Genomic DNA, 26,043 nt, shown 5'->3' with positions numbered 1-26,043 from the left:
CGCTGCAACTTCAAGTATGACGGGTATAAGATATTTCACACCAATTGCTTATAGCATTTTTTCTCACAGCTAGGGCAATGATAGGCGTGTCTATCCACTTTCGTCGCACAATGTGGGCAATACCCATGACGGCGATCTTGGCTACAAAGCAACAGAATTAATCCGATAGGTCCAAGTACGTAACCCAGTAATACACCCGCGACGGTGATTTTTTTGTGATAACCCACCAAGGTTGTAGCGACCATAAAGAAACCATAGAAGCCAAGCCAGAACATCATCTCACTGCTCATCAAACCTCCCTCATCGCTTTCTCAGTACCACTTAATATTGGACTGACGAGATAGTCCCATAATGTACGCTCCTCCCCTAAGATCAACACTTCAGTCAGCATGCCTGGGTATAGCTCAACACCGTGATTTTTAATCAAATCATCTATCGCTAACGCATCAAAACGAATCTTAACCAAATACCCTTGAGTAGCTTGATCATTACCATCTTGCACCACTCTGTCAGCAGAGACATGTAGCACTTTTCCTTGTACCGGAGGGATAATTCGCGCGCTATACGCAGTTAAACGAACTCTTGCATTTAACCCTTGCCTTACCACATCAATATCCTTTGGCGAGACAACCGCTTCTACTATCAGTTCATCACTATCTGGCACAATCTCCATCAGAACTTGCCCCGACTTGATCACGCCCCCGATACTCGCGATGTTCATGCCCACCACTCTACCTGCAAATTCACTACGGATAAGTATTCGCTCTCGAATATCCAATGCGGTTTTAATCAGCTGCTGCACATCTCTCAATTCATCGTTTACCGCTTTTAACTGCGTTGAGTACTCACGCTTTAGTTCGAGCATTTGATTTTGATGACTTTGATGAAGAGAATCTAGCTCTCGTGTAGTAACGTCAATTGTAAGCGTAATCTCCGCTAATTCCGCGTTGATGCGCGCCTTGTGACGAAGTAATTCCAACATTCGAGTTTTTGAGACAAATCCCTTTTCGACCAAACCTTCTGTCATCGATACTTCTTGTTGGATCAAATCTCTCTGAGTTGAAATTGCGCGCTTTTGAAACTGATTACCTTTCACCTTTTCTTTGAATAAAGACACCCTTTGTTGATATTGGGAATCAAGAAGTTGGCGCCTCAGCTTAGCTTGTTCAAACTGCACGTTCTCACTACGAAGCAACGCCTCAACCACCAAACTATCATCACTCTCATTCAAACCGTCTGACCACACAATACGATCTTGCTCTCGTGTTAAAGCCTTGAGCCTAGCCTGCTGAGCAAGCAACGAATAATTGCGGTATAAAAACCGGCGGTAATCCGCTTCAGCCTTGATATCGGAAAGTTCAATTAAAGGCTGGCCGACCTCGACTTGCTGCCCTTCTATAACAAAGACTTGTTTTACCCAACCACCTTGCAAGTGTTGAATTTGCTTACGTTTACTTTCCACCACCAAACTTCCGTAAGCGACGGATGCAGAGCTCAACGCCATACTCATCGACCATGTGATAAATCCGCCAACCGTAACCAGTAGAACAACCAACCCTGTGATGGTCAGACGCCTTGTACTAAATCGCTCTATCATAACGCCTCCTTAAGCTGCTTTGCATGACGAGCTTCGTTCTGTTCTGGCTCAATGTGCAGCCCCAAAAACTGCTCGCAAGTCCCCGCTTTTTCAACCTTTCCATCTTTGAGTTTTATCACCCAATCCATTTGGCGCAAAAAACCTGGGCGGTGACTTATCATGATCACAGTGATTAGATGCTCTTTGCAGTGCTGCAACACAATCGCTAATGCGGTTTCCCCTTCCGGATCTAGGTTTGAATTTGGCTCATCAAGCACAAGTACTTTGGGGTTAGAATAGATAGATCGTGCTAAGCCAATTCGTTGCTTCTGCCCACCAGAAAGCAACACACCCCCTTCACCAATATATGTGTCATACCCTTCTGGTAGCCCCATAATCAGCTCATGAATACAGGCTAATTTAGCCGCACCAACGACCGCTTCATCATCCCCTTTAGTAAAACGACATATATTCTGTTTAACGGTGCCGGCTAACAAACCTACGTGCTGAGGCAGATAACCGATATATTGACCAAACTGGTTGAGATCCCATTTATCGATACTGACGCCATCGACCATAATTTCACCCACCGTAGCAGGATAAATACCCATCAGTAGCCCAGCCAATGTTGATTTTCCGGAGCCTGAATTACCCATAACGGCGAGTGCATTGCCAGCCCCTAATTTAAAGCTGATCCCCTGAATAGTAGGCTTAGCTGTATTAGGGAATTTAAGCCCAACATTGGTAAATTGAATATCTCCCTTCGGTTCTGGAAGAAGAGTTTTCTTTGTTTGAGCATCTTCAGTCACGGTTTTATTGAGCGCTTGCCACGCTTTAAAAGCGCTGTACCAAACTTTCCAACCGCTCACTGCGCTTTCGAATGGACTTAGAACTCGACCAATCAAAATGGAACTGGCAATCACCGCACCAATACCAATATGCTGACCCAATGCCAAGTAAACACCACACGTTAAAACCGCCACTTGCAACAAAGTACGAAAGTAACGGCTTATTGCTAATAATAGCCCTGCACGAGAATTAACCAGCCACTGCAAGTGCAATACTTTGGCGTTGGTTTCTTGCCAAGAGCTACCTACATTTTCGCTCATTCCCATCGCTTTGAGTGTTGGTGCATTTCTTAAATAATCATTAAGTTCCATACTCACTTTGGCGGTAGTTTCTTGAGCCTCTGCAGTCATTTTTCGACCACCGAGCATCATAAATAGAGCAAGGAATGCAAAAACTAACACTCCCGTAAGTGCAACCATGCCAATGTAAGGATGGAAAGCAAATAGCAGTAGCAAAAACAAAGGTGTGAAAGGAAGATCTAAAATTGAACCAGTCGACGGTGAAACAAGAAAGTTGCGCAAAGTTGTTAGATTTTGCAGTGAGTTCTTTTCTATTCGATTCGCTTTCGAAGACGCCGCTATACTTTTCGCCAGTAAATCCCCACTGAGGGTTGAATCCAACTTTAATGCTGAACGTTGCATCAGCAATGTCCGTATATGCTCCAGAAGTGCCTGAGAAGTCACAAGAAACAGCGTTATAGCAAGCAGTGCAACCAAGGTTTCTAGGCTGGCACTACTCATCACCCTATCAAACAATTGCAAACTATATACAGGTACTGCAAGTACAAGGAAATTGATCCCAAAACTAAAAGCCATCGCAGCCCAAAGCTCTTTCCGCACAGCATTAAACGGATTTTTTACAGAATGATTCATAGCTCAACCAACTTTGTTGCATATAGGTATATGATTGAGTATAGGCCGAGTATCTTAACTTGGCGCTTAAACCCATTGATACTTCACACAAATTCCATAGCTAATGGCTTACGTATTTTTCGAAGACATATACGATAAATGAAGCGGCAAAATAGCATATGGCAAATCTTGTATTATCATTACCTTAGGATTGCGAGCGAATGGAATTGCATACTAGATGATTGCCTCACACCCTTGGTTACTATTAGTGGGAATATGCTCCTTCTCGCCCACGACTGTTGTGGCGAGTGAAGAGAGTGTGGCTGAAGACATCAGCTTTTATGGACAAAGAAGCGTTTCAAAACCAAGTACTCAAAAGCCAAAAGCCACCCTGTTCCATAGACGAGTTATTGCCCCGCCAATCAAAGCCAAAACAACCACTGAGGTAGCTAAAGAACTGATACCCCATCACTCTTCTGAACCTAAATATCAATTAACACGTAATGAGCGACTACTCGCTAAGAAAGCGCATTTCTATTTTCAACATAATCGCCGAAAAAACACCGGCTTATGGGACTCGGTGCAAGGCTACGCACACACAACCATGTGGGATATCGCGAGTGGAATAGCCGCAACATTAGCCTTAGAAGCTTTAGAACTAAAAACGACAGAGCAATCACACCAAGAACTGAGCCAGACCTTGCGCACATTGCAACATATGCCACTGTATAAGGGTTGGTTGCCTAATCGAGAATACAGTACTAAAACAGGCACCCCCTCAGGAAGGCTCAGTAACAGCAGCATGAATGGTAACGGATGGTCAGCGTTAGACATAGGTCGGTTACTGATATGGCTTAAGATCATGTGCCAACAACATCCAGAATTCGAAAGAGACGTAGCTAAACTGCTAGATGATTGGCAACTAGGCAAAGCTATTCATAATGGTACCCTCTACGGAGCCAATTTCTATAAAGGCAAAGAGTATTATCGACAAGAAGGTCGTCATGGTTATCTACAATATGCCGCGATGGGTTTTAAGATGTTTAACTACACATTGCCGCACCCTAAGTTAGACCACTATCTATCGCCCGTAGAGATGTTCGGTTCAACTCTTTATGTCGATACCCGTAATGTGCCGTTCTTGACTAGCGATCCTTATGTACTAGCCAGCATTGAATTTGGTCAAAATGATGATTGGAATCAAATCAACACCATCTATTCATTACATAAATCAATATCCAAAAAGAAGGGCAAGTTATTCAGTTATGCAGAAGATGCGATGAATAAAAATCCCTGGTTCGCATACAACAATTTGTATTACTACGGAAAACCATGGACCAGCGTAAGCCCAAGCGGCAAAGTGATCGAGAACCCACAAATTTTCAGCCACAAAGTAGCATATGGATTCAGCGTGCTATTTAATGACGAATTCAGCAAACAACTATTTAGTTCTGTGCTCAACAACAGCCTTCATACGAGAAGTATCCCAACAGGACAATATGCAAACGGCGGAGCTAATACATCATTCAACATCAACACTAATTCACTGATCCTCGTCGCGCTTTGGTACAAGCAAAATGGCAGCAAACCAATCTATCAGTTCGCAAACTTCGATGAAGAACGCAGCAGCCACCTAAATATCGACTAGGCTTTGAATATCAACAATAAAAATAGTTAAAACGTCATGGCTAAAATCACACAATCCATTCGTCTACAAATGCTAATAGCGAGTCTATTAATAATTGGCTTGGTACTTGCATTTGCTGCTCTCAATCACCATAACAAAGAGTTGGAGGGGGAATTAAGAGAGTTACAAAGCTCAATCTCTCATTCTGAATATCTAATGTTAGACGCTCGCAGACAAGAGAAAGACTTCCTTAGCCGTGTCGATACGGCATATATCGAAAAAAACCATCAGCAATTAGTGGCTCTTAAGCAGAGCATCAATAGAATTGATGGTTTTTTCCAAAACTACCAATTTGAATTTCAGTTCTCAACTGATGAAATCATACAATCAATTGACAATTACATCGCGACCTTCGAACAATTAGCAGCTCAAAAGCTACTGATCGAAGGCAACAATACAACAGGTCTTATCGAGGAATTCAAAGTGGCATGGTTTGGTCTTGAGAAAGCCATGCTAGTGAACGCTGACGAACGTTATCATCAGACAATTATCGAATTACAAGAAAGTACCTATTACTTTTTTCGAACCTTTAATCCCGAGTACCTGCTTAATTCACAGAACCTAATGTTCAAATTGTCGTTTCTTTCATCTGGCGATAATGATGAAGTTAAGCAGGCAATCTTTGTCTATCAACAAGCCTTTAGTCAGTTACAGTTGGCATATCAAACGTTAGGTTATGATCACACATCAGGGTTACATGGATCTTTACGCAGAGAAATACACGATGTCGAATCCAAACTTGCTACTATACATAAGCTGATTCCCGAACAAATACAAACTAAGCTAAACAAAATCGATCATGATAGTCACTTAGTTATGCTCTTTCTCGTTGCCAGTCTAATCGTAATTCTAGGCTACGCTACTTGGTCAATCGCGAGGTTGGAACGAAGGCTTGTGGGGTCTGAAGCGCAAGCAAAATTATCAAACAAAGCCAAAAGTACCTTTTTAGCCAACATGTCTCATGAAATCCGCACCCCATTAAATGGCATTATAGGCATGTCTCAAATCATTGCAGATACTACATTGACACCTAACCAGCGTGATTACCTGCACGCTATCGATACCTCGTCACAAACCCTTTTAATGCTTATTAACGACATACTCGATCTATCTAAAATTGAGTCTGGGCATATCGAAATTACGCCTTATCCGTCAGATGTAAGGGACGCAGTTTACGACACGGCGGCAATGATCGCGGTCAAAGCAACCGAAAAAAACATTGTTCTTGATGTCCAGATTAACAACAATATCCCATACAACGTCAAATTAGACGAACACAGATTACGCCAAATACTGATGAACTTGGTCTCAAATGCCGTGAAGTTCACCAGTCACGGCACAGTAACTCTGGCTGTTGAAACGCAAATGACCGGAGGCGAGTGTGTACTCACCTTCTCTGTTCGTGACACTGGTATAGGTATCGACAACAACAAGCTAAATGACATCTTCTCTCCATTCAAACAAGAAGATAGCTCAATTACACGAAATTTCGGCGGTACTGGACTTGGGCTAAGTATTAGTAGTCAATTGACTAAGTTATTAGGCGGGCAATTACAGGTAGAATCAGAGAAAGGAATTGGTAGTCGATTCTACTTCTCTCTTCCAACTGAAGTGTTAGAGCGAATTCCTCGTAAACAAAGCTCTGTTGCAGAACATGCATGTCTTGTTTGTGACAACGAAGACTTAGCGAATGATATAGAAGAATCACTGTTGTTTTATGGTATCCCTAAAGTTACTCGGGTGAATAATGTCTCGCACAGCGTTGATTCAGATGTATTCTTATTGCTCCATGGCGATAGTAATAACACGCAAGAAAACATAGAACAGTTACACAAACTATCTCCTTCAACGCCAATTATCATTATTCAGACTTTTAACTCGGTAGGTTTCGAATATGAAGAGCAAGTTGACGGGATTATCAAGCATCCAATATTAGGCTCGCGATTAATAAGCTCAATTACGCAATCGAAGGAAGCTCTGCGCGAGAGAATGCTACACCACAGTTCTAAAGTACAAAACCCACCGATAGAAACGAAACATAATGGTAAAATTTTGATTGTTGAAGATAATAGCGTCAATCAACAAGTAGTCTCTCTCTTCCTCAAAAAAGCGAGTTATGAATATGATATCGCCAATAATGGTCTAGAGGCACTCAATAAGATCAAACAAGGACATCGTTACCAAATATTACTAATGGATTGTATGATGCCGGAAATGGACGGTTTTACCGCAACGTTAGAAATCCGAAATCACGAAAAGCAAAACAACCTGCCATCCACCCCTATTGTTGCCCTAACGGCCAGTGTGCTCGATCAAGATATTAAGAGATGTATAGAAGTAGGTATGGACGATTATCTAGCAAAGCCATTGCGCAAAGATAAGCTCTATTCGATATTAGAAAAGTACATATAGCCATCATTAAGGGCTAAAATGCGACTAATACTAAAGGATTATAAAAGTGTAATGCACACCAACATTTAAATGGTGACATTCAGCACAATTTAAATGTAAGAATTATTACAAATACTTACTAGATATCGAGACTTTGATCTCTTTTAAATTCTTTTTGATAGTAAAATAAAACCAAATAAGCTTTCAGGTTTTACAGCGATGAATTTGGGTAGTAGGTTTAAAGCATACAAATAAAAAGAACCTTCGTTTGCCATCTGGAATTCCGAGATTTTTGCTTGAACCTCGGATATAAAAAGAGCCGCTTTATGCGGCTCTTTTTTTATCTTAAGCTATTGCTTTTTTAGCTCGTTTTGATTTAGGTCGAGGTTCATCCATCAGACCTTTGATCAATGATACTGTCGCAACCAGCAAGACAATAGTAAATGGTAAGCCAGTAGTTACAGCCATTGCTTGTGCTGCAGCCAAACCACCACCAAGAAGCAGAGCAATTGCCACCAAACCTTCAAACGTACACCAGAAAATACGTTGTGGTGTTGGAGCGTCTACTTTACCGCCTGCTGCAATAGTATCAATTACCAATGAGCCAGAGTCAGCAGAGGTAATAAAGAATACCACCACTAACACAATACCAACTAAAGATGTAATTTCAGCCATTGGCATCACATCCAGCATTGCGAACAATTTAAGTGGTAATTCTGCATCAAATACCGATTGGTAACCTTCATTGACATATTGGCTGATCGCTGTACCGCCAAATGCAGTCATCCAAAGTACGCATACTGTTGATGGAATAAGAATTACACAAACAATAAACTCTCGAACTGAACGACCACGAGACACACGCGCAATAAACATACCGACGAATGGTGACCATGAAATCCACCAAGACCAGTAAAATGCAGTCCAGCCTTGAGAATAATTGACATCTTCACGACCAAAAGGCATCGACAACTCAGGGATATTAACTACATAGGCGACAATATTGTCAAAGAAACCAGTAAAGATTGCGAGCGTAGGACCTGCGATAATTACAAAAAGTAGTAATAGTGCAGCTAAGCCCATGTTGATCTCAGATAGACGTTTAACACCGCTATCAAGACCAGCGACTACAGAAACCAATGCCAACGCTGTAATCACAATAATAAGAATGATCTGAGTCATTTCTGTCATTGGTATACCAAACAGGTAGTTCAAACCTGTCGCAGCCTGAGAGGCGCCGTAACCCAATGAAGTTGCAAGACCAAATACCGTCGCTACCACCGCAAGAATATCAATGATATGACCGACCCAACCCCATACTCGCTCACCGAATAATGGATAAAAAATCGAACGAATCGTTAGCGGCAAGCCTTTGTTGAATGAAAAGATTGCCAGACCTAATGCAAGTAGCGCATAAATAGACCACGGGTGAAGAGCCCAGTGGAAAATAGTTGCAGCCATACCTAAAGCTGTTGCGGCCTCCGTATTACCAATCGCTCCACCCAGTGGTGACCAGTCAGTACGAACACCATTTTCGACGTTAACACCGCCCAACGCAGCACTAAAGTGAGACATTGGCTCGGATACACCGAAGAACACAAGACCAATACCCATACCCGCAGCGAATAGCATCGCTAACCAACCTGCGTAGGTATAATCCGGCTTTGCTTCAGTACCACCAATTCGTACCCTGCCAAGCGGGGTAACAACAAGTACTAAACAGACGACAACAAAAACGTTGCCAGAGGCAAGGAAGAACCAATCAAGGTTAGAAGTTAACCAGCCGCGTAATCCCGCAAAAAAAGGTTCTACTTGTTCTCTGAATGCAAGCGTAAGTACAACAAACAGCACTATCGCCAAACCAGAAATTGCGAAAACTCGGTTGTGAATGTCTAAACCGAACGGACCTACTTTAAGGGCAACGTTATCTTGACCAATTTGGTAATCAGTATCGATCGCGTTAACTTTACCGTCGGGACGTTGGATCCCGCCATTATTTTCAGTGCTCACGAATTATCTCCTTAAAAACGTGACCATGGAGGAAGTTTTATTATTCTTATAATCGAGAAAAATGATTTTTCTGATCCAATCACTCAGAACATAATGAAACTATATGTATATGCGTCATTTATAAGACGGCGGTGATAGTAAGCCTTACCGCCGAATATTGCACTTTATTTTTATGCAGAAATAACAGAATTCATTGCAAAATTGATGATAACGGCATCTCATATTGTGAATGATATTGGAGTTGAGCTTGCAGTAACTCAGCTGTCGCCAACGCATCCGTCAGCGCATGGTGTGGTTGATACGCTGGCAAGCCATAGCGTTCACGAGACTGCCCTAAACGCACAGAACCTGGCTTTTTTCGTTTGAACCAATTCACCAGACCTTTGATCTTTTCTCGCTGAATCGCGTATTCAATATCAAGCGTGTCTACTACCGGGAATTCAATGCCCTCACCAATGCAATTAAACAAAGCTTGATTGAAAAACTGACGCTCAATGTTCTTGTAATGCACGACGACAATTTTCCCCGCCAAAGCTTGCAGTACAGGTTTGAGTATGGCTTCCAGTTGGGGCGCATTTTTCACATCAGAATCAGTAATACCATGAATGATTACAGATTCTTCGTTAAGATCTCGATTTGGATTAACCACCCAATGAGCCGAACCATTGCAATAAATCCGCCCTAAAGTGAAGGGAACTAATCCTATGGTTAAAATGGCATCTTCCTGTGCATTCAGACCTGTTGTCTCAAAGTCCAATGCCACAAACGGAACATCCTTCAAAGGGGTATTTGCATCAACCACCCCTTGAGAATAATACTCTTTTAATCGTATATCTTTCGCAGTATGTGTGAGTTGTTCAAAACGCTTTGACCAATCAGGTGTGGCAGACGTATCAATTTGCATTTGTGCTCCTTATCAACGCGCAAACATCATCATTTTCCGCTTCTTTGGTAGCGGAACTTAATAAAGCTTTGTGCATTGCTCAGAATTTGAAACGCAGCCTTTAGGTTGCGACGTTCGAAGTCAGACATATGTTCCGGCTCAATATTATTGTCAGGCTCATCGCCATTTTCAATATCTAACGCTTGATGACGAATCCGTACCATACTGATCAGTTCCATCGCGTCCTTTAAGTCCATCCCACGACCTTTTGGTAAAATGCCAGCGTCGTTAATATCATCCAACCGTTCAAACGAATTCTGTGCACGAGAGCCAATCGCGAGAGCATGAACACGGATCAGATCTGCCATTGGCGCTGTGCCTCTGCGCTTTAGATTAATGGAGTTATGGTGACCACCATCTTTTTCCATCACAAAGTCTTTAAAAAAGCCCAGTGGTGGTGTGCGACGAATCGCGTTGTATGCCATCGCGGCTAAGAAGCGATTGTTGCGTTTAGCACGGCGTCCAATAAAGCTGCTCAACTGCTCCGCCCACTTAACACGCCCATAAACGCCCAATAAATCGAAAAATATTGAGCTGTTCAGTAATCTTTCTGGGTTTGGATTATCTATCCAGCTTGCGAAGCACTCTTCCCACTCAGTACGCGTTTTCCGCCACTCAGGGTTCGTTGCCATTATGTCACCAGTGCAGTAGGTATAACCGCACGCAGCTAAACCATCACAAATAAATTTGGAAAATTTCGCAAAGTACTCACCATGCATCTTTTCATCATAGCTGTTATCGAGAATTAGCGCGTTGTCCTGATCGGTAACAATCAACTGCTCATCTCGCGCCATTGAACCCATTGCAACTAAGCAATAAGCAATAGGCGCAGGACCTAATTCCATTTCTGCCAATTCAGCTAAGCGTTGCTTAAAGCTACTGCCAATTACTGACATTGCTCTACCCACCATATGGGCGTTGGCATCTTCGCTCACCATTCGTACAAAGCAATCTTTCACTTGCCCAGCAAGGAGTTTGAGATCTTCTACTGTTGTCTGTTGGAAAATAGAGCTGACTAACAGTAAGCTATTTTGAGACTCATAACGAACAATGTCCGTCATGCCAATCACGCCAACCGGTTTCTTGTCTTTTAAGATCGGAAGATGGTGGATGTTGTAGCGAAGCATAGTAAGCATCGCTTCAAAGACATACGCATTGAAATCCAGCGATACCACGTCGGTACTCATCACTTCACCAACGGTTAAATTGGTTTCTATACCTTGCGCTATAACTCGGATGCAAAGATCTCGGTCCGTAAGAATACCCAATAGTTGATCATCGTCTTCTTCGGTGATTTCTTCGGCAGGGCGAACAATCAAAAGCGCCGTCACATTCTCGGCAGCCATCAGATTTGCCGCGTCTTGAATGGTAGCCGTCGCATCTAATGTAACCGGATCCCGGCTAAGTATTTTACGCGCTTTCGCTGTCGTGAAGTCGTTGCCTTCTGCGGCACTCGACACTGCGGTTCTTAAACGCGCGCTATCTTCCAACTCCATAAAGTCGGCAAAGTTTTCCGACTCATCACAAAGCTCGTTAAAAATTCGTTCAGGGATGCAATAAACCAAGGTATCTGAAATAGCTTTAACTGGCATTCGCACGCGATTGTTCATCAGCAATCCCATTTGACCAAACAGACAACCTGCATCAATGCGGTTATACAGTTCCCCCTTACGACGGAATACTTCTACGACCCCACTACGCACCATGTAGAGATCACGAATAGTATCGCCAAACTTCAAAATGTCGCTACCTTCACGGTAGTAAGCAACCTCGACGTTAATAGCGAGCTCTTTCAATCGCTCTTCAGAGAGGTCATCAAAAGGGGGGTATTGGCTTATGAAATTGAGTACTTCTAATTGCTCAGCTTCCATTCTAATTATTCCATGATTAGCCTATATTTTAGTGATAAATATCATCATGCTTGCGATGAGGCAATAACAATTTGGAGAACTCACTCTAATATGTCGTCCCACTTAGCAATCAAGACGTGCTATTTGTTAACAAGATTGATTCTTAGCTTCATTCCGCATTGCACTTATCCGCACTTACATCTACGTTTAACTAATGTGATTCAACAGAACAAGGCGAGAAATAAATGTTAGATTTCAATGTCATTAGAGCACTTATAGACGACGATAACGATGTAATGGTGGCTTTGTTAAGCAGTTACTCAGACGATTATGGCGACGCAGCGCAAAAAATAGTGACGCTCTACCAATCTCAAGACTGGTCTGAATTGTATATGCTCAGCCATAGCTTAAAGGGTACGTTAAAAATATTGGGTGAAGAGAGTGCAGCACACATATTGGAACGTATCGAACACGACACACGTGATGAAAGCCCGCCGATCCAAGAGGATATTGATGCTGCGAAAAATGAACTGTCTGCTATTCAATCTCAAGTTCAAGATTACCTAACCATCGGAGTTTGAGCAAATTACCCAACCATTGGAAGTGCTAAATGAAGTTGGGAACAACTGCGACAACAATCATCGTCAGTTGTGTTTATTCCGTGTCACCGCATCTATTAACTCTTAGCATTTTCACAGTATTAACTAAGGCGTGATTTCTGCCATTGCGCTTTACATCATATAGAGCTGAATCAGCCCTTTCCAAAGCATGCTTTATTGTATCTTGGTTGTTCTCTACTGCTGCAATACCAATGCTCACAGTTACTTTCATCTGCACAAAAAAGCATTCAACCTCACGACATATTCGATTTGCAATGGCTAAGCTAACTCTTTCAGTTGTATTGGGCAAAAGAATGGCAAATTCTTCTCCACCAATCCTGCCAAATAGATCACTTTTCCGCAGTTTCTCTTTGGTGATCGACGCGAAATTCTGCAGAATTTCATCGCCTTTACTATGTCCGTAAAGATCATTAACCTGCTTAAACTCGTCAAGATCTAGCACAAGAAGGCAAAATGGCAGTTTTTCAAGCCTGAACTTATCCATGTGCATATCGGCTAGATGCAAAAAATAATGCCTTGTATATACACCGGTCAAACCGTCGAAATAGGCAAGATTTTCAAGCTCTGATTCTCGGCGCTTATGCATTGAAATATCGGAAATACTCCAAATAATCACATCTTCATTTGAATTATTTCCCCTCACCTTAGTAGCAGAAAGCTCACACCATCCCTCTAGTGTCGGTCCGTGAAATTGACAATCAAGACACAACTGCTTACTTGAACTTAAATATTGGGAAAATGTGACCATGTGAATTTTTGATACTTCATCAAACAGTTCCGTTAATGAACTCCCCAGCAGTGTCCGTAAACGTAGGATACGATGGGCTGCTTCATTGGCATCAATAATTTTTAAGCGCTTATCGGTGATAACAATTCCCGAAGGGCAAAGATCAAACACATCTTTGAAACCTAAATCTTCCATAACAAATACTCAATTATGTGTGTTCCAAAAGAGTCGTATCTATCAAAGCCTCAGGCCTAACCTTTGAACCTGCATGCATATTTTTTACCAATGAAATAGCATCTCTCCGACAACGAACATTGATCTTGCGATACAACTTATAGACATGAGTTTTTACCGTGCTTTCTGTTACAAATAATTTGTCTGCTATTTGCTGATTGGAATACCCATTGACTAAATGTTTTAGTATCTGCTGCTCACGTCTAGTCAAAAGATCCAATACACCATTAGGAGGAGTTGAAATAAGCAGAAAATTCTTAAGCATAGATACCATCAACTTTCGAGGTAGCCACATATCCCCCCGACATACATGCTCAACACACTGAATTAAATGCTCTTTGGATGATTTAATATAAAGTACGCCTTTTAGATTAGGCAACTTGGTTAATTGCACTTCTGAAACCTCATCGGGGGTATTATATATAATAAGGCTAACCCCCAAAGACATACGATTAAACTTATTTATATCCTTGAATTCCAATAACAATACATCGATATTAACTTTTTCAAGTGTGGTGCTCATGTCATTAAACTGTTTTAAATAAACAGTCACACCTTGTACTTCTCGCAATGCATCATAAACAACTCTGTTCTGTATATTTAGACTACCTAGCAATACTAAATTTGTTTTAGTCGAATTCATAAATTATCACCTATAAGCCAATAGACTTGATAAGCTTAGAACGTCTTCATCTATATTCAATACATTACTTACAAAAAATTATGACTAATTTCACAAAAATAATTAGCCACTAACTTTCATAAACTTATAACCAATCAAACACCAAGAAACAGTAAAATATTATCTAATCCTTACAAAACACACTAATTTCCGATACCACTATAAACGCCCTAACACTGCCAACTAATATTTAACTCAATAAAACCATGGACTTATATAACACTAGATCATCCTTAAAAGAATAATGCAGTAAAAATTCAATATTTACATATTTATTTAAAAATTAACCTAGGTTACCAATCTACTACTTTAGGCTTAGTTATATTTATAACAATAAAACTAAATTAAAACTTCTAATCTTTATTTTGTCTTTATTATCTTTATGTCTTTCATATGACTGATACAAACTTGATAATCGATAAAGGGACTAATTATGAAAAAAGTAGCAATCGCAGCCGCTATCCTAGCTGTTACAGGAAGTTCTGTCGTAAACGCCAACGTTACTGGTGCTTCAACCACACTAACCAAAAATATCACTCAGGAATGTAATATTGGCTTATGGGCGGTAGGCAACGATGGCTCTGTTGGCGGAGATGTCAGTAGCGAATTGGGTAGTGATTATGTGCATAGTGAGCTAAATGATCTGAAAGTTAGCGGTCAATACATCACAGGTCGAGCAAAGTGTAATGCCTCTGGCGGTTACGACGTTCATGTAACTGCGACTAATGGAGAGTTGGACAACAAAGACTCCAGCATCGCCCAAACTGTTGATTACACTCTAGAGAAAGTGAGTTCGAATAATTTCACCATAGATCCTGCGTTCAATAGCCCGTTAGATCTGGCTGCTGACAGCCCTGTTCTTGTTGGCAGTGGCGTAAATACACTACTGGCTGAATTCAGGCTCAAAATGAAACTCAAAGCTGGTGAAGATTTCACTTACGCCGGACAGTACACAGAAACCTTAACGTTTGATCTCACTCCTTTATAACTCTAATCATTAGGGGGCTTAGCCCCCCTATATTGATTCGAGTCGCCGCATCTCAAGGAGGATTTATGCGTTGGGTTACCGCTCTACTACTCTTTTATATTGGCTCAGTTCAAGCCAACTTTAATATATCGCCACTTTCACAAAGTATCAGTACCAAGCAAAAATCGGCTAGCTATACCTTAGAAAACCTCACTAACCAAAAAGCAGCTTATGAAATTTTGGCGACCACACGCGAGATTAACAGTGCTGGAGAAGAAACTCGCCATCCAACGAAAGAAATTCGCGTATTCCCATCAAAAATCATCCTCGAACCTCAGCAGAAAAAACGCATTAAAGTGATTTACCTTGGAAAACGAAATATCTCACGGGAAAAAGCATTTCGCGTGGTGTTTATGCAGCTTGATCGCGACGTCACCGAAAACGAACAGCAAGCTCTAAATTCAAAATTTAACTTCCATACTGCATTTTACGTAACACCTAAAAACGCAACATCCGACCTTAAATCAACGCTATCAGCAAACAGTCAGGGCACGCAACTAGCGCTGTCAAACCTAGGAAGTAAGCATATTATCTTACAGGATTGGCAGCTCAAGCTAACTTCTAGTGAACAAAGCATCATGTATGACCAACCGTTGCCAGACATCAACATGCTCGCCAATAGCCAAGTGTTTATCCCCTTATCTGACAAAGTGAAATCGTATGATTTGGCTGAAGTTATACTCAACTGAAATGCCGTAGTCTTATGGTGAATTGGCGCGGTTTTAACTCAATATTGATCTACACAGTTGGTGTTGTCCCTTCTGTATCCGCGTTAGAAATGGTCATTCCAATTGATGTGGATATAGTCGGCAAAAGAGTTGAGATCACTGGCTATCTTGACGATGAACGTGAACAATATTGGGCATTGGAAGGCAATGAACTGATCCCAGCTCTGGCATTATCTGTCGACGCCACGCGCCTCGACGCTCTAAGAGGCATATTGCAGGATCGTAAGGCCACTAAGGCCGATTTCACACAAGTTGGTTGGCACACTGAATATAATATTGATGAACTACTGATCTCCATTGTTATTCCAGTAAACGAACGAAAATTAATAGAAATACCTTTTGAACCGGCTAGCAACACAGCGCCACCAGCGAATCTTCCTCATGTTAAACCAGCACTGTTTAGCGGAGCGTTAAACACTTATTGGTCTCATACCCGCAATTTAGTCGAGACTGATTATTCCATTTCACAAGTTGCAACACGCACCACTGCCGCCTTTGGGGCAATAACCTTTGAAGACGGACATACCTATAGCTACAACCATTTTAATCATCGTGGAAACTGGCTTCGTGACAGCTCACGATTGATGGCAAACTTACCCAATCGTATGGGCTTTGTTCAATTCGGCGATTACCGGATTAAAACCGACATATCGCCCCTACCAAGCGGCGATCTATTCGGTCTTTCTTATTCCTATCAACCTGAATATATTGAGAATAGCCTTAAGCCAAATATCGTACCTATCAGCTTGGAATCGACCTCACTTGTGACTGTGCGGATCAATGGTGAAGATTATCGAACCATTCGACTCGCTGCTGGGCAATACAACTTGCGCGATTTACCTTTGGAGCAAGGCGTAAACGAAGTTGAAGTGAGCTATATCGATCAAAGCGGCATCGAGCAGAAGCGCTTTTTCAACTTAGTTGATCACCCACAACTACTACTGCAAGGAGACATCGAAACACAGTGGGTTTATGGTGCTGAACAGATATATAGCGATAACGGTGACAAGCGAATCGAGACCGACCGCATCAACACCCAAGGTGTTATTTCATATGGTCTTACGAACTGGTGGACACTTTCATCATCGTTTCTGTTAGAACAAGATTCGCAACACTATTCAATTGATCAAAGCTTTGCTCTTGGCGACTTCTTTATTACGTTTGACGGTGAACTTAACGAGCTAGAAGATTCTCGATCTTACAGCCTACAGAGTCAGTTCTACGCGAGTGAGCTATTGGATGACAATCTTTCAAGCTTCTCACTTCGCTACGGAGTAAACAAAGCCTCAGAAATCACACCTCTTAGCCATACTATCGCTCTGAGTTCAGGCGTGAAGACCCCAGTAGAGACCGGCTATCTCTCTTTTAATATTGAGCATCAATTTAATGATCAAGGCACAATGAAGCAGTCTGCTTCCATTAACACTAGTTATCGAGTAAATGAACTCGTCACCACCAGCCTGAATCTACGTTGGCAAAGGTACAACAACAGCATAGATCGAAGTCTTTACTTAACGGTTTCGCTGCCCCTGCGTTGGAACGACGTGAGTATTTCAACCAGAACCGCCTATGACAGCCGCAATGATGAATATCAAAGTGAGCTTTCTGCATCACAATACAAACCCGAGTATTATTGGCGTGCCGCGACAAAATACAAAGACAAACAGTATGACGGTTTTGATGGGTATGGAAAATGGTATGGAGAACGAGTTACTTGGAACGGTCGCTATTCCTCACGAAATTTGTCTCAACAAACCAGCAGTAGAACCTTATCCATTGGTGCCGACACCGCGTTAGCTTGGGCTGGAAATAACCTAATATGGACCTCTCCTGTTTCAAGCAGTTTTAACATTGTCTCTTTACCGGAAGAACTTACCGATAAATACGCACTTAAGTACGATCAATATCGTCGTATTCAGATTGTTCCAGCTGATGAAGGAGGGCAAAATCAACTGATGGTGCCGGTTAAAAATGATGGGCATCGCACCATTAAAGTCGGGGGAGATAACTTAGAGTTCAACGAAGAACTCAAGCAAGGCGAATTTGTTGCATTCGGCGGATTATATAATGGTTCAGCACATCAACTCAGTGTCGATAAAGGTTACTTTGTGAGTGGCTTCTTTCATAACCAGAATCGCGACCCAATGGCTGATATTGTTGGCGAATTTAGAGACAAACACTCCAAGCATACCTATCCATTCTTTACCGATGAAATGGGCAACTTCGAGCTAGATGTACTGCCCGAAGGTAACTATCAAGTCTATTTCTACGATAACGTCGCACAAGCAGTCGATATTCAAATTTCTCAACAACAAGTTAGTGACGAAGTTTTCATCGATCTTGGTGTTGTACCTGTAAGTGCGAACTAACCATCCGATGGCTGACAAAACGATCACGTTCAACTTCAAACATAAAAGCCGTGACAATGGATTTAGCGTAATTGACCCTGATTCTAGGCAACGTATCCTTGACTACTATACCCAAGAAACTTGAAGATGCAGGTAGGCGGTAAGTAAGAAAGCCCCCTGAGCATAGGTCAACTATGTGATTGGGGCGCACGAACACAGCCAACACCGCTGCAACTTCAAGTATGACGGTTATATCAATTGGCGGAGCTACGCTACTTTCTCGAAGAGCTACTCTTTATCTTAGAAGCCACAACCAGTGGTGAGTTGATCTCAAGCTACTTTTGGCAAAGCGAAAACTACCCACAATATCTCGCCAGCAAATTAGGGCTGTCAGACATTACCTTGTCGATATCTTCAGAGCCAAGCGAACTGAAGCTTTTATAGATTCACCGCCACACTGTTTAAGGGGCAAGATAAGTCAGAAAACACCTGCTGTGTCGATGTATGGGTAGTATACCTAGTTGTGTTTACGCAATCTCGATCTGGCGAGAAACACCCGATTCCACCGCAAAGTCCTGATCATGGCTAATCAAAATATAGCCGCCTTGATAGGATTCCAACGCATTAGCCAGCATGATTTTCGACTCTATATCGAGATGATTGTCCGGCTCATCCAGTAGCAGTAACGGTTGCGTTGGTTGGTGACTAACAATCAGCATCGCTAATTTCATCTTCTCCCCACCGCTGAGTGCCTCGCCCAAGCGAAAAACACTATCTCGGCGAAAACCGATCCCCGCCAGTAGTGTTCTAGCATCACTCTCTTCCATGCCTTCACATCGCCCCACTAGATTTTCGAGTAATGTTAGTTCATGACAAATCGAACCAAAATGCTGATCCAGATAATGAAGCGGCGTATTGAGTTGCACTTCACCTTTTGCAAGGGTGAAGTGACCAAGGAGCGTTTTCAACAAGGTTGATTTCCCACAACCATTCGTTCCAGTCAGATGTACTTTATCATTTGCGGATACTTGCAACGTTATCGGAGTATTGTTGCCAAAAGGCAACACCGCGTTGAGCATCGAAATCACAGTAGATGAACCTTTGTGATCGCTATTTAAATATATTTTCTGGCTCTTTATCTGCTCCAACCGTAACCTCAACGCCTGCTCTTTTTGCCGTAAGTGAACTTTCCTCAATTGTTCATTCTTATTGCGTCTAGACGCTTGCGCAGTCGCACTGTCTTTCTTCGCATCCATGAGTATTTTAGGCTGGCTACCCTGCTTACGTAATCTGTTCCCTTTTGATGCCTGTTGATCGGCTTTTTCACGATTTCGCTGGGCTTGCTCTTCCAATTGCTTTTGCTGGCGACTAATGCTGGATAACTGTCTAGTCACAGCCTGATTTTCAACCTCCTTTTGCTCAGCATAAAAATCGTAGTTACCACCAAACACCTGTATTCCAAGGCTTGAAAGCTCCCATATTTCTCCGCATTCTCGTAGTAACTCTCGGTCATGACTGATCAGTAATATCGCTCCATCAAATAATTGTATGCGCTCAATGAGCCATTGCTTACTGACCGCATCAAGGTGATTGGAAGGTTCGTCGAGCATCAATACATCCACCTCACTCTCAAACAGTTGCCATAACTGTAATCGGGCTAACTGTCCTCCACTCAATTGAGAGCAAGGGAAATTCGGTTCTTGCGGCAAGCTCATTGCGTGTAGTTGCTGCATTAAACGAACTTCTAAATCCCACTGTTCACCAACTATTTCAAACCATTCATCCGCGCAATCACCAGCTTCAATCCTCTTTAATGCAGCGAGTACCGTGTGCTTTCCCAGAAACTCTGCAATAGATAGTTCACCTGAGAGTAATTCTGACGGCTGCTGGCGATAAATAGCAAAAGAAGATGGCGGTGTGACCGTGCCACTGATTGGTATGATCTCTCCAAACAACATCGAGCCCAGAATCGATTTACCGACGCCATTACGCCCAACCAAACCGACTCGCGATTGATTCATTGAGCATGAAATAGATTGAAAGAGTAACTCTCCGTTACCAAATTGATGGCTGATATTAAAAGACTGTAAAAACGGCATAATTTGCCTCCTGTATGACAGGGACAACAGTCGCAGCAACTCGAGATTTGTACTTGAAATAGATCGGAGCCATCAACTTGCCCTAAGCTGTCCTAGGTGAACAACGGGAGCTAATGCTACGAAATATCGGAAAGTGAGCTACGCCTACTAACCCTGTGAATCCAAAGAATATAGTGAAATATGGATGACAGGTTTAGTGCTTCATATTGGCGTAATCTCCTACAGAAATGATGCCGTTAGCTTAACGAATTTCTGATTGAAAAAGCAAGAGAACGAATAAGACTTTAGTCACAAAGCCACGTTCCTTCTTGTTGCTTAACTCGATAATTGCTGGCGAGCATTGGTTTGCACTTCTTTTACAATCGCGTCCAATCCCTGAGTCCTGCTAGGCGTTAAGTGTTCTCTTAACTCAAGCTCATCAAACCAAGAATGGATATCAAAAAGCAGCACTTCTTGCGGCGATTTCTCATCATAGGCAATGTGCAGCAATGCTAATAATCCTTTTACAATAGCAGCGTCACTCGTCGCTAAAAACCTAAGTGATTTTGATTCCAATTGATAGTGAAGAGTAAGCCATACTTTACTCTGACATCCTTTGACTAAGTTCTGAACCGTCATTTGGTCATCAGGGTAATTGGGAAGACGCTCTCCAAGCTCTATTAAGTATAAGTATCGCTCTTCCCAATCGCTGCAACGGTTAAAGTTGCCAACCATTTTATCTGGTGTCATATCGCTACCTCAACAGTTGATTAATTCTATTTAATCCTTCTACCAAAGCATCAATGTCAGCGGACTGTGTATACATACCAATTGACACTCGACAGACGGAACTTTGACCCAACTTTCTAATCAGCGGCATTGCACAATGGTGACCGGTACGTATGGCAACACCATATCGATCTAAAAATGCTCCAACATCAAATGAGTGAAGCCCTTTCATATTAAATGCCACCACGCCAACTCGATTTTCGGCGTTACCATATATTTCTATACCATTAACGTGAGTAAGGCTCTCAACCAAATAAGCCATGATTCGACTTTCATACTCAGCAATATTATTGAGCCCAATAGTATCAATGTATTCAATTGCCGCACCTAAACCCAAAATACCCGCAATGTTTGGTGTTCCGGCTTCAAAACGCCAAGGGGCTTGACCATAAGTAGTTCCCATTGGCAAAGTCACTTGGTCAATCATTGCCCCACCACCTTCCCATGGCTGCATGCGCTCCAAATGACACGACTTAGCGTACAAAATACCGGTTCCTGTTGGACCATAAAGTTTGTGGGCAGAAAATACATAAAAATCGCAGCCGAGTTCAGCCACGTTAACGGCTTGATGCTGCACCGCTTGAGCGCCATCGACTAATACCGAGATGTGACGCTTATGCGCGTAGCTGACAATCTCTTTTATTAAATTGACGGTCCCAAGTACATTCGATACATGGGTCACAGCTATCATTTGAGTTCTGCGCGAAATCAAACGATTTAGGTCACCCAAATCCAACTCATTGCTTTGATTTAGCTGCCACACCTTTATCGTGACTCCACACAGTTCAGATAACAACTGCCAAGGCACCAAATTCGCATGGTGCTCCATTTCCGTTACAATAATTTCATCGCCCGGAGAGAGCAACGTTCTCAAATAACTGTGCGCAACAAGATTGATGGCTTCGGTGGTACCTTTGGTAAAAATGATGTTGCTAGCAGATTCAGCACCAATAAATCGAGAAACCAGAGCTCTAACTTGCTCCATGTCCTCTGTCGCTTTTGCGCTCAGGAAATGAATGCCACGGTGCACTGTCGCATAGTCGTTTTGATAAAAACGTGTCATCCTGTCTATCACAACATTGGGCGTTTGTGCAGTTGCAGCAGTATCAAGATAGCGGAGCGGTTTTTGATAAACCTCGGTTTTCAACGCGGGAAAATCCTCGCACCACGGGCTGTTTATTGAGGCAAGTTCAACCATTGACCTCTCCTTGAGATAAAGCGAGTTCCAACTTGTCACAGACATGTTGCTTCACCAATGGATTGCGGATTTTAAGCGCCACTTCAGCGGCAAACGCAAAGGTTATCATTTGCTCAGCTTTTGACTTTTTGATCCCTCTCGCACGCATATATTCAATCTGGTTCGGGTCGAGTTGCCCGGTCGTCGCACCATGGCTACATTTCACATCATCGGCGTAAATCTCAAGTTTAGGCTTACAGTTAACTTGGGACGCTTTGCTCATGATTAAGTTGTGGCTGTCCATCTGACCATCTGTCTTGAGTGCTTTTGGATCAACATAGATCGTGCCATCAAACACGCCACAAGATGCGCCTCTAGCGATCGTCTTATGCAGTTGTTCACTGCGGCAATGAGCAGCTTGATGCCTTAGATAAGTACGAGTATCAAAGGTTTGTTGATTATCAGGCATCGACAAGCTATTCATTTCGATAAAGCTGTTTTCACCTCGCAAGTGGCTACTGGTTTGATGACGGCATATTAATCCAGACAGCATAAAGCAATTTGATTGCACGCTGGCATCACGTTCAATAACAAGATCATTGTGACCAAAATGATGCTGTAATGGGGACTCTTCAATCAATTTAGTGTGGTATAGATGCGCCCCTTCACCCACATAAAAACTCAGCCTAGAGAGAGTCGCTCCCCCGCCTTGGTCCAACGAAATATGATGTTCTATCACCTCACATTGGGATAGGCGTCCCAACTCAATGTGATGGCGATAACTGCAAACATCGCCTTTCACTCCACTGCTGATGTGCAGTAAATAAATCGGTTTATCAATCAAGGTGCCGGGTTCGACCTCAATCAAAACTCCTCCCATTGCCGTCGCATCGGTTAAGTAAGTAAACGCATCAGGGCAAACCGATTTTGACATTTCATAAGATTCAACGGCAGATAATCTCTCTAGAGGAGTAACGGTTGTTTTAGGGATCCAATCCGAACATCTTACTGAAAATAGACCATCAAAAAACACCAAACGATAACCATCGAGAGCAAGACTTAAGCTCTCATACGAAATATTTTCGGCGGGTTGGCGTGCAGCGCAATGCAGTGGTAGCTGTTTAAACATCGATAACGACGTGTATTTCCAATCCTCATCGCTGTGTACCGGAAGCCCTACGCCTGCCATTTTACTCCATTGTTGTTGCTGCCAATTGTTCGGCTTAACCATAGTTTCAAGGCTTACCAATAAATCCGTATCATTGTTCACCAGTAATCCACCCATAGCCTTTATCCTCTAATTGCTTCGCTAGTGTGTGATCACCAGATTTGACGATTTTCCCTTTGTAGAGCACGTGAACGTAATCTGGCTTTATATAATCTAAAATGCGTTGATAATGCGTGACCAAAATAAACGAACGCTTGCCATCTTTAAGGGCATTAACCCCAGCGGAAACTGCCTTTAATGCATCAATATCAAGCCCTGAATCTGTCTCATCCAGAATGCACAACTGCGGAGATAGCACCGCCATTTGCAAAATGTCATTACGCTTCTTTTCCCCACCGGAAAAGCCCTCATTTACTGAGCGTTGTAACAAATCCATTGGCATTTTCAGCAACTGTGCTTTTTCTTCCAGTAAGTCTTCAAAATCAAACCGGTCGATTTCTTCCTCACCACGATACTTTCGGATGCCGTTCAAGGCCGTTTTCATAAACAATTTGTTGCTAACGCCAGGGATCTCAACCGGGTACTGGAACGCTAAGAAGACGCCCTCGCCCGCCCGCTCTTCGGGATCCAGCTCAGTTAATTGCTTGCCTTTAAAAACAATTGTTCCCTTATCTACTTGGTAGTCTTCTTTACCTGCCAATGCCGAAGACAAGGTACTTTTCCCGGAACCATTCGGCCCCATAATCGCGTGAACCTCTCCAGGTTTGATGTGTAAATCAATACCTTGAAGAATTGGCTTATCGTCAACGCTGACGTGTAAATCTTTAATTTTTAGCATCTTGGTTACCCCACGCTATGCTCGAGGCTAATTGAAAGCAGTTTTTGAGCTTCTACCGCAAACTCTAACGGCAATTCAGAAAATACATCTTTGCAGAACCCATTAACAATCATCGAAATGGCATCATCTTCACTGATACCTCTTTGAGTACAATAGAAGAGCTGATCTTCGCCGATGCGGGAAGTTGTCGCTTCATGCTCAACCTGAGCATTCGGGTTACTTACTTCAACATAAGGAAACGTGTGGGCACCGCAGTCGGCTCCAATCAACATCGAGTCACATTGAGTAAAATTACGCGCCCCTTCCGCATTGGCTAAAATTTTAACCAGACCCCGGTAACTATTTTGACTTTTACCAGCTGAGATCCCTTTTGAAATAATCGTTGAACGGGTATTTTTTCCGATATGGATCATCTTCGTTCCCGTATCCGCTTGCTGAATACCACTGGTGAGGGCTACAGAGAAAAATTCCCCCACAGAGTGGTCACCTTTCAAAATTACGCTCGGATACTTCCATGTGATGGCTGAACCCGTTTCTGACTGTGTCCATGACATTTTGCTGTAATCGCCATCGCACACGGCTCGCTTTGTCACGAAGTTAAGTATCCCGCCCTTGCTCTCTTCATCACCCGAAAACCAGTTTTGTACCGTCGAATATTTCACTTCTGCATGTCGATGAACAATCACCTCAACCACAGCGGCGTGCAGTTGATAATTGTCTCGTACTGGCGCTGAACAGCCCTCAATATAGCTCACATACGAGCCTTCATCGGCAATTAAAATCGTTCGTTCAAACTGACCTGTCTTAGCCTGATTAATACGAAAATAAGTGGAAAGTTCTCTAGGGCAACGAACGCCTTTCGGTATGTAAACAAAGGTGCCATCAGAGGCTACAGCAGCATTTAAAGCCGCAAAAAAGTTATCATCAGCTGGCACGACCGTTCCTAAATATTGACGTACCAAATCAGGATATTCATGGATAGCCTCACTGAATGAGCAAAAAATTATTCCCTGATCTTTTAACTCTTTCTGATAAGTCGTCGTAACCGAAACAGAATCAAATATGGCATCAACCGCTACTTCTGCCCCTTCTCTTACCGGGACACCAAGTTGCTTAAACGCGGCTTCTACCTCATTGGTTAGAAATTCATTGGAGCCATCGTCCTTCGTCGAACCATCGCATTTTCCGCAAGCCGGTGCAGAATAGTAACTGTAGCTTTGATAATCGAGACCAAAATACTCGGCTTTAAGCCAGTGAGGTTCTTTCATTTTTTGCCATTTACCAAAGGCATCCAACCTAAATTCCAACATCCACTCAGGTTCGTTGCGCTTTGCAGAGATAGCACGTACGACGTCTTCATTAAGTCCTACTGATAACGTATCTGACGGTAATTCAGTATAGAAACCTTGTTTGTAGCTGCTGTTTTGCAGCATCTGTTCAACTTGCGGTTGTGTTTCAACAGCACACATT

General features: G+C 42.6%; 21 protein-coding genes. 7 read left to right on the top strand and 14 right to left on the bottom strand.

Annotation, left to right across the window (positions count from 1 at the left end):
• Positions 1-35: 35 nt before the first annotated feature.
• The 3 genes from L4C38_RS15270 to L4C38_RS15260 are packed head-to-tail and all read right to left on the bottom strand — an operon-like array spanning position 36 to position 3,297.
• Complete coding sequence (locus tag L4C38_RS15270; RefSeq protein WP_428798420.1) at positions 36-290, bottom strand: hypothetical protein; 255 nt, start codon at positions 288-290, stop codon at positions 36-38.
• Positions 290-1,597 carry an HlyD family type I secretion periplasmic adaptor subunit gene (locus tag L4C38_RS15265; RefSeq protein ID WP_428798419.1) on the bottom strand — a complete coding sequence of 436 codons (1,308 nt, stop codon included), beginning with the start codon at positions 1,595-1,597 and terminating at the stop codon, positions 290-292. Before L4C38_RS15265 ends, L4C38_RS15270 begins: the two co-directional genes overlap by 1 nt.
• Positions 1,594-3,297: a type I secretion system permease/ATPase gene (locus tag L4C38_RS15260; RefSeq protein WP_428798418.1), complete on the bottom strand. Its 1,704-nt coding sequence runs from the start codon at positions 3,295-3,297 to the stop codon at positions 1,594-1,596. The genes L4C38_RS15265 and L4C38_RS15260 overlap by 4 nt, the downstream gene beginning before the upstream one ends.
• Positions 3,298-3,514: 217 nt before the next feature.
• Here L4C38_RS15260 and L4C38_RS15255 point away from each other — a divergent pair, with 217 nt between their 5' ends.
• Entirely contained in the window at positions 3,515-4,924 is a 1,410-nt protein-coding gene (locus L4C38_RS15255; RefSeq protein WP_428798417.1) for a DUF3131 domain-containing protein, read from the top strand.
• Between the two features lie 36 nt (positions 4,925-4,960).
• Complete coding sequence (locus L4C38_RS15250; protein ID WP_428798416.1) at positions 4,961-7,375, top strand: hybrid sensor histidine kinase/response regulator; 2,415 nt, start codon at positions 4,961-4,963, stop codon at positions 7,373-7,375.
• 324 nt (positions 7,376-7,699) lie between these two features.
• On the opposite strand, the gene L4C38_RS15245 is transcribed toward L4C38_RS15250, so the two are convergent.
• The 3 genes from L4C38_RS15245 to L4C38_RS15235 all read right to left on the bottom strand — a co-directional run bounded on the left by L4C38_RS15245 (position 7,700) and on the right by L4C38_RS15235 (position 12,178).
• A complete protein-coding gene (locus L4C38_RS15245; protein ID WP_428798415.1) occupies positions 7,700-9,364 on the bottom strand; it encodes a BCCT family transporter in 1,665 nt (554 codons plus the stop codon).
• Positions 9,365-9,554: 190 nt separating this feature from the next.
• Complete coding sequence (locus L4C38_RS15240) at positions 9,555-10,268, bottom strand: 3'-5' exonuclease (RefSeq protein WP_428798414.1); 714 nt, start codon at positions 10,266-10,268, stop codon at positions 9,555-9,557.
• 29 nt (positions 10,269-10,297) lie between these two features.
• The gene (locus L4C38_RS15235) at positions 10,298-12,178 is read right to left on the bottom strand and encodes a DUF294 nucleotidyltransferase-like domain-containing protein (protein WP_428798413.1); all 1,881 of its coding nucleotides are present in this window, start codon (positions 12,176-12,178) and stop codon (positions 10,298-10,300) included.
• Positions 12,179-12,402: 224 nt separating this feature from the next.
• Between L4C38_RS15235 and L4C38_RS15230 the strand changes: the two genes are divergently transcribed.
• Positions 12,403-12,738, top strand: coding sequence for an Hpt domain-containing protein (locus L4C38_RS15230; protein ID WP_428798412.1), 336 nt, complete (start codon positions 12,403-12,405; stop codon positions 12,736-12,738).
• Between the two features lie 73 nt (positions 12,739-12,811).
• On the opposite strand, the gene L4C38_RS15225 is transcribed toward L4C38_RS15230, so the two are convergent.
• Complete coding sequence (locus tag L4C38_RS15225; protein ID WP_428798411.1) at positions 12,812-13,699, bottom strand: GGDEF domain-containing protein; 888 nt, start codon at positions 13,697-13,699, stop codon at positions 12,812-12,814.
• A 13-nt stretch (positions 13,700-13,712) separates the two neighbouring features.
• Positions 13,713-14,381 (bottom strand): LuxR C-terminal-related transcriptional regulator, encoded by a 669-nt coding sequence (locus tag L4C38_RS15220; RefSeq protein WP_428798410.1) that lies wholly within the window; start codon positions 14,379-14,381, stop codon positions 13,713-13,715.
• Between the two features lie 472 nt (positions 14,382-14,853).
• Between L4C38_RS15220 and L4C38_RS15215 the strand changes: the two genes are divergently transcribed.
• The 4 genes from L4C38_RS15215 to L4C38_RS15200 all read left to right on the top strand — a co-directional run bounded on the left by L4C38_RS15215 (position 14,854) and on the right by L4C38_RS15200 (position 18,967).
• On the top strand, positions 14,854-15,408 hold the full coding sequence (locus tag L4C38_RS15215; RefSeq protein ID WP_428798409.1) for a hypothetical protein: 555 nt from the start codon (positions 14,854-14,856) through the stop codon (positions 15,406-15,408).
• A 65-nt stretch (positions 15,409-15,473) separates the two neighbouring features.
• Positions 15,474-16,136 (top strand): fimbria/pilus periplasmic chaperone, encoded by a 663-nt coding sequence (locus tag L4C38_RS15210; RefSeq protein WP_428798408.1) that lies wholly within the window; start codon positions 15,474-15,476, stop codon positions 16,134-16,136.
• A gap of 14 nt (positions 16,137-16,150) precedes the next feature.
• Positions 16,151-18,544, top strand: coding sequence for a fimbria/pilus outer membrane usher protein (locus L4C38_RS15205; protein WP_428798407.1), 2,394 nt, complete (start codon positions 16,151-16,153; stop codon positions 18,542-18,544).
• Between the two features lie 237 nt (positions 18,545-18,781).
• A complete protein-coding gene (locus tag L4C38_RS15200) occupies positions 18,782-18,967 on the top strand; it encodes a hypothetical protein (protein WP_428798406.1) in 186 nt (61 codons plus the stop codon).
• An 83-nt stretch (positions 18,968-19,050) separates the two neighbouring features.
• On the opposite strand, the gene L4C38_RS15195 is transcribed toward L4C38_RS15200, so the two are convergent.
• The 6 genes from L4C38_RS15195 to sufB all read right to left on the bottom strand — a co-directional run bounded on the left by L4C38_RS15195 (position 19,051) and on the right by sufB (position 26,042).
• The gene (locus L4C38_RS15195) at positions 19,051-20,622 is read right to left on the bottom strand and encodes an ABC-F family ATP-binding cassette domain-containing protein (RefSeq protein WP_428798405.1); all 1,572 of its coding nucleotides are present in this window, start codon (positions 20,620-20,622) and stop codon (positions 19,051-19,053) included.
• Between the two features lie 315 nt (positions 20,623-20,937).
• Positions 20,938-21,351 carry a cysteine desulfuration protein SufE gene (gene sufE / locus L4C38_RS15190; protein WP_428798404.1) on the bottom strand — a complete coding sequence of 138 codons (414 nt, stop codon included), beginning with the start codon at positions 21,349-21,351 and terminating at the stop codon, positions 20,938-20,940.
• 4 nt (positions 21,352-21,355) lie between these two features.
• Positions 21,356-22,588, bottom strand: a complete 1,233-nt coding sequence (locus L4C38_RS15185; RefSeq protein WP_428798403.1) for a SufS family cysteine desulfurase — start codon at positions 22,586-22,588, stop codon at positions 21,356-21,358.
• On the bottom strand, positions 22,581-23,852 hold the full coding sequence (gene sufD, locus L4C38_RS15180) for a Fe-S cluster assembly protein SufD (protein ID WP_428798402.1): 1,272 nt from the start codon (positions 23,850-23,852) through the stop codon (positions 22,581-22,583). Before sufD ends, L4C38_RS15185 begins: the two co-directional genes overlap by 8 nt.
• Positions 23,827-24,573 carry a Fe-S cluster assembly ATPase SufC gene (sufC, locus tag L4C38_RS15175; RefSeq protein WP_428798401.1) on the bottom strand — a complete coding sequence of 249 codons (747 nt, stop codon included), beginning with the start codon at positions 24,571-24,573 and terminating at the stop codon, positions 23,827-23,829. The genes sufD and sufC overlap by 26 nt, the downstream gene beginning before the upstream one ends.
• 5 nt (positions 24,574-24,578) lie before the next feature.
• Complete coding sequence (sufB, locus tag L4C38_RS15170; RefSeq protein ID WP_428798400.1) at positions 24,579-26,042, bottom strand: Fe-S cluster assembly protein SufB; 1,464 nt, start codon at positions 26,040-26,042, stop codon at positions 24,579-24,581.
• Position 26,043: the final 1 nt, after the last annotated feature.

This window comes from Vibrio kasasachensis (genome assembly GCF_050337565.1).
In the GTDB taxonomy this organism is placed as follows: Bacteria; Pseudomonadota; Gammaproteobacteria; order Enterobacterales; family Vibrionaceae; genus Vibrio; species Vibrio kasasachensis.
Note: the sequence above shows the minus strand (reverse complement) of the source record. Positions and strands in the feature narration are given on the sequence as shown.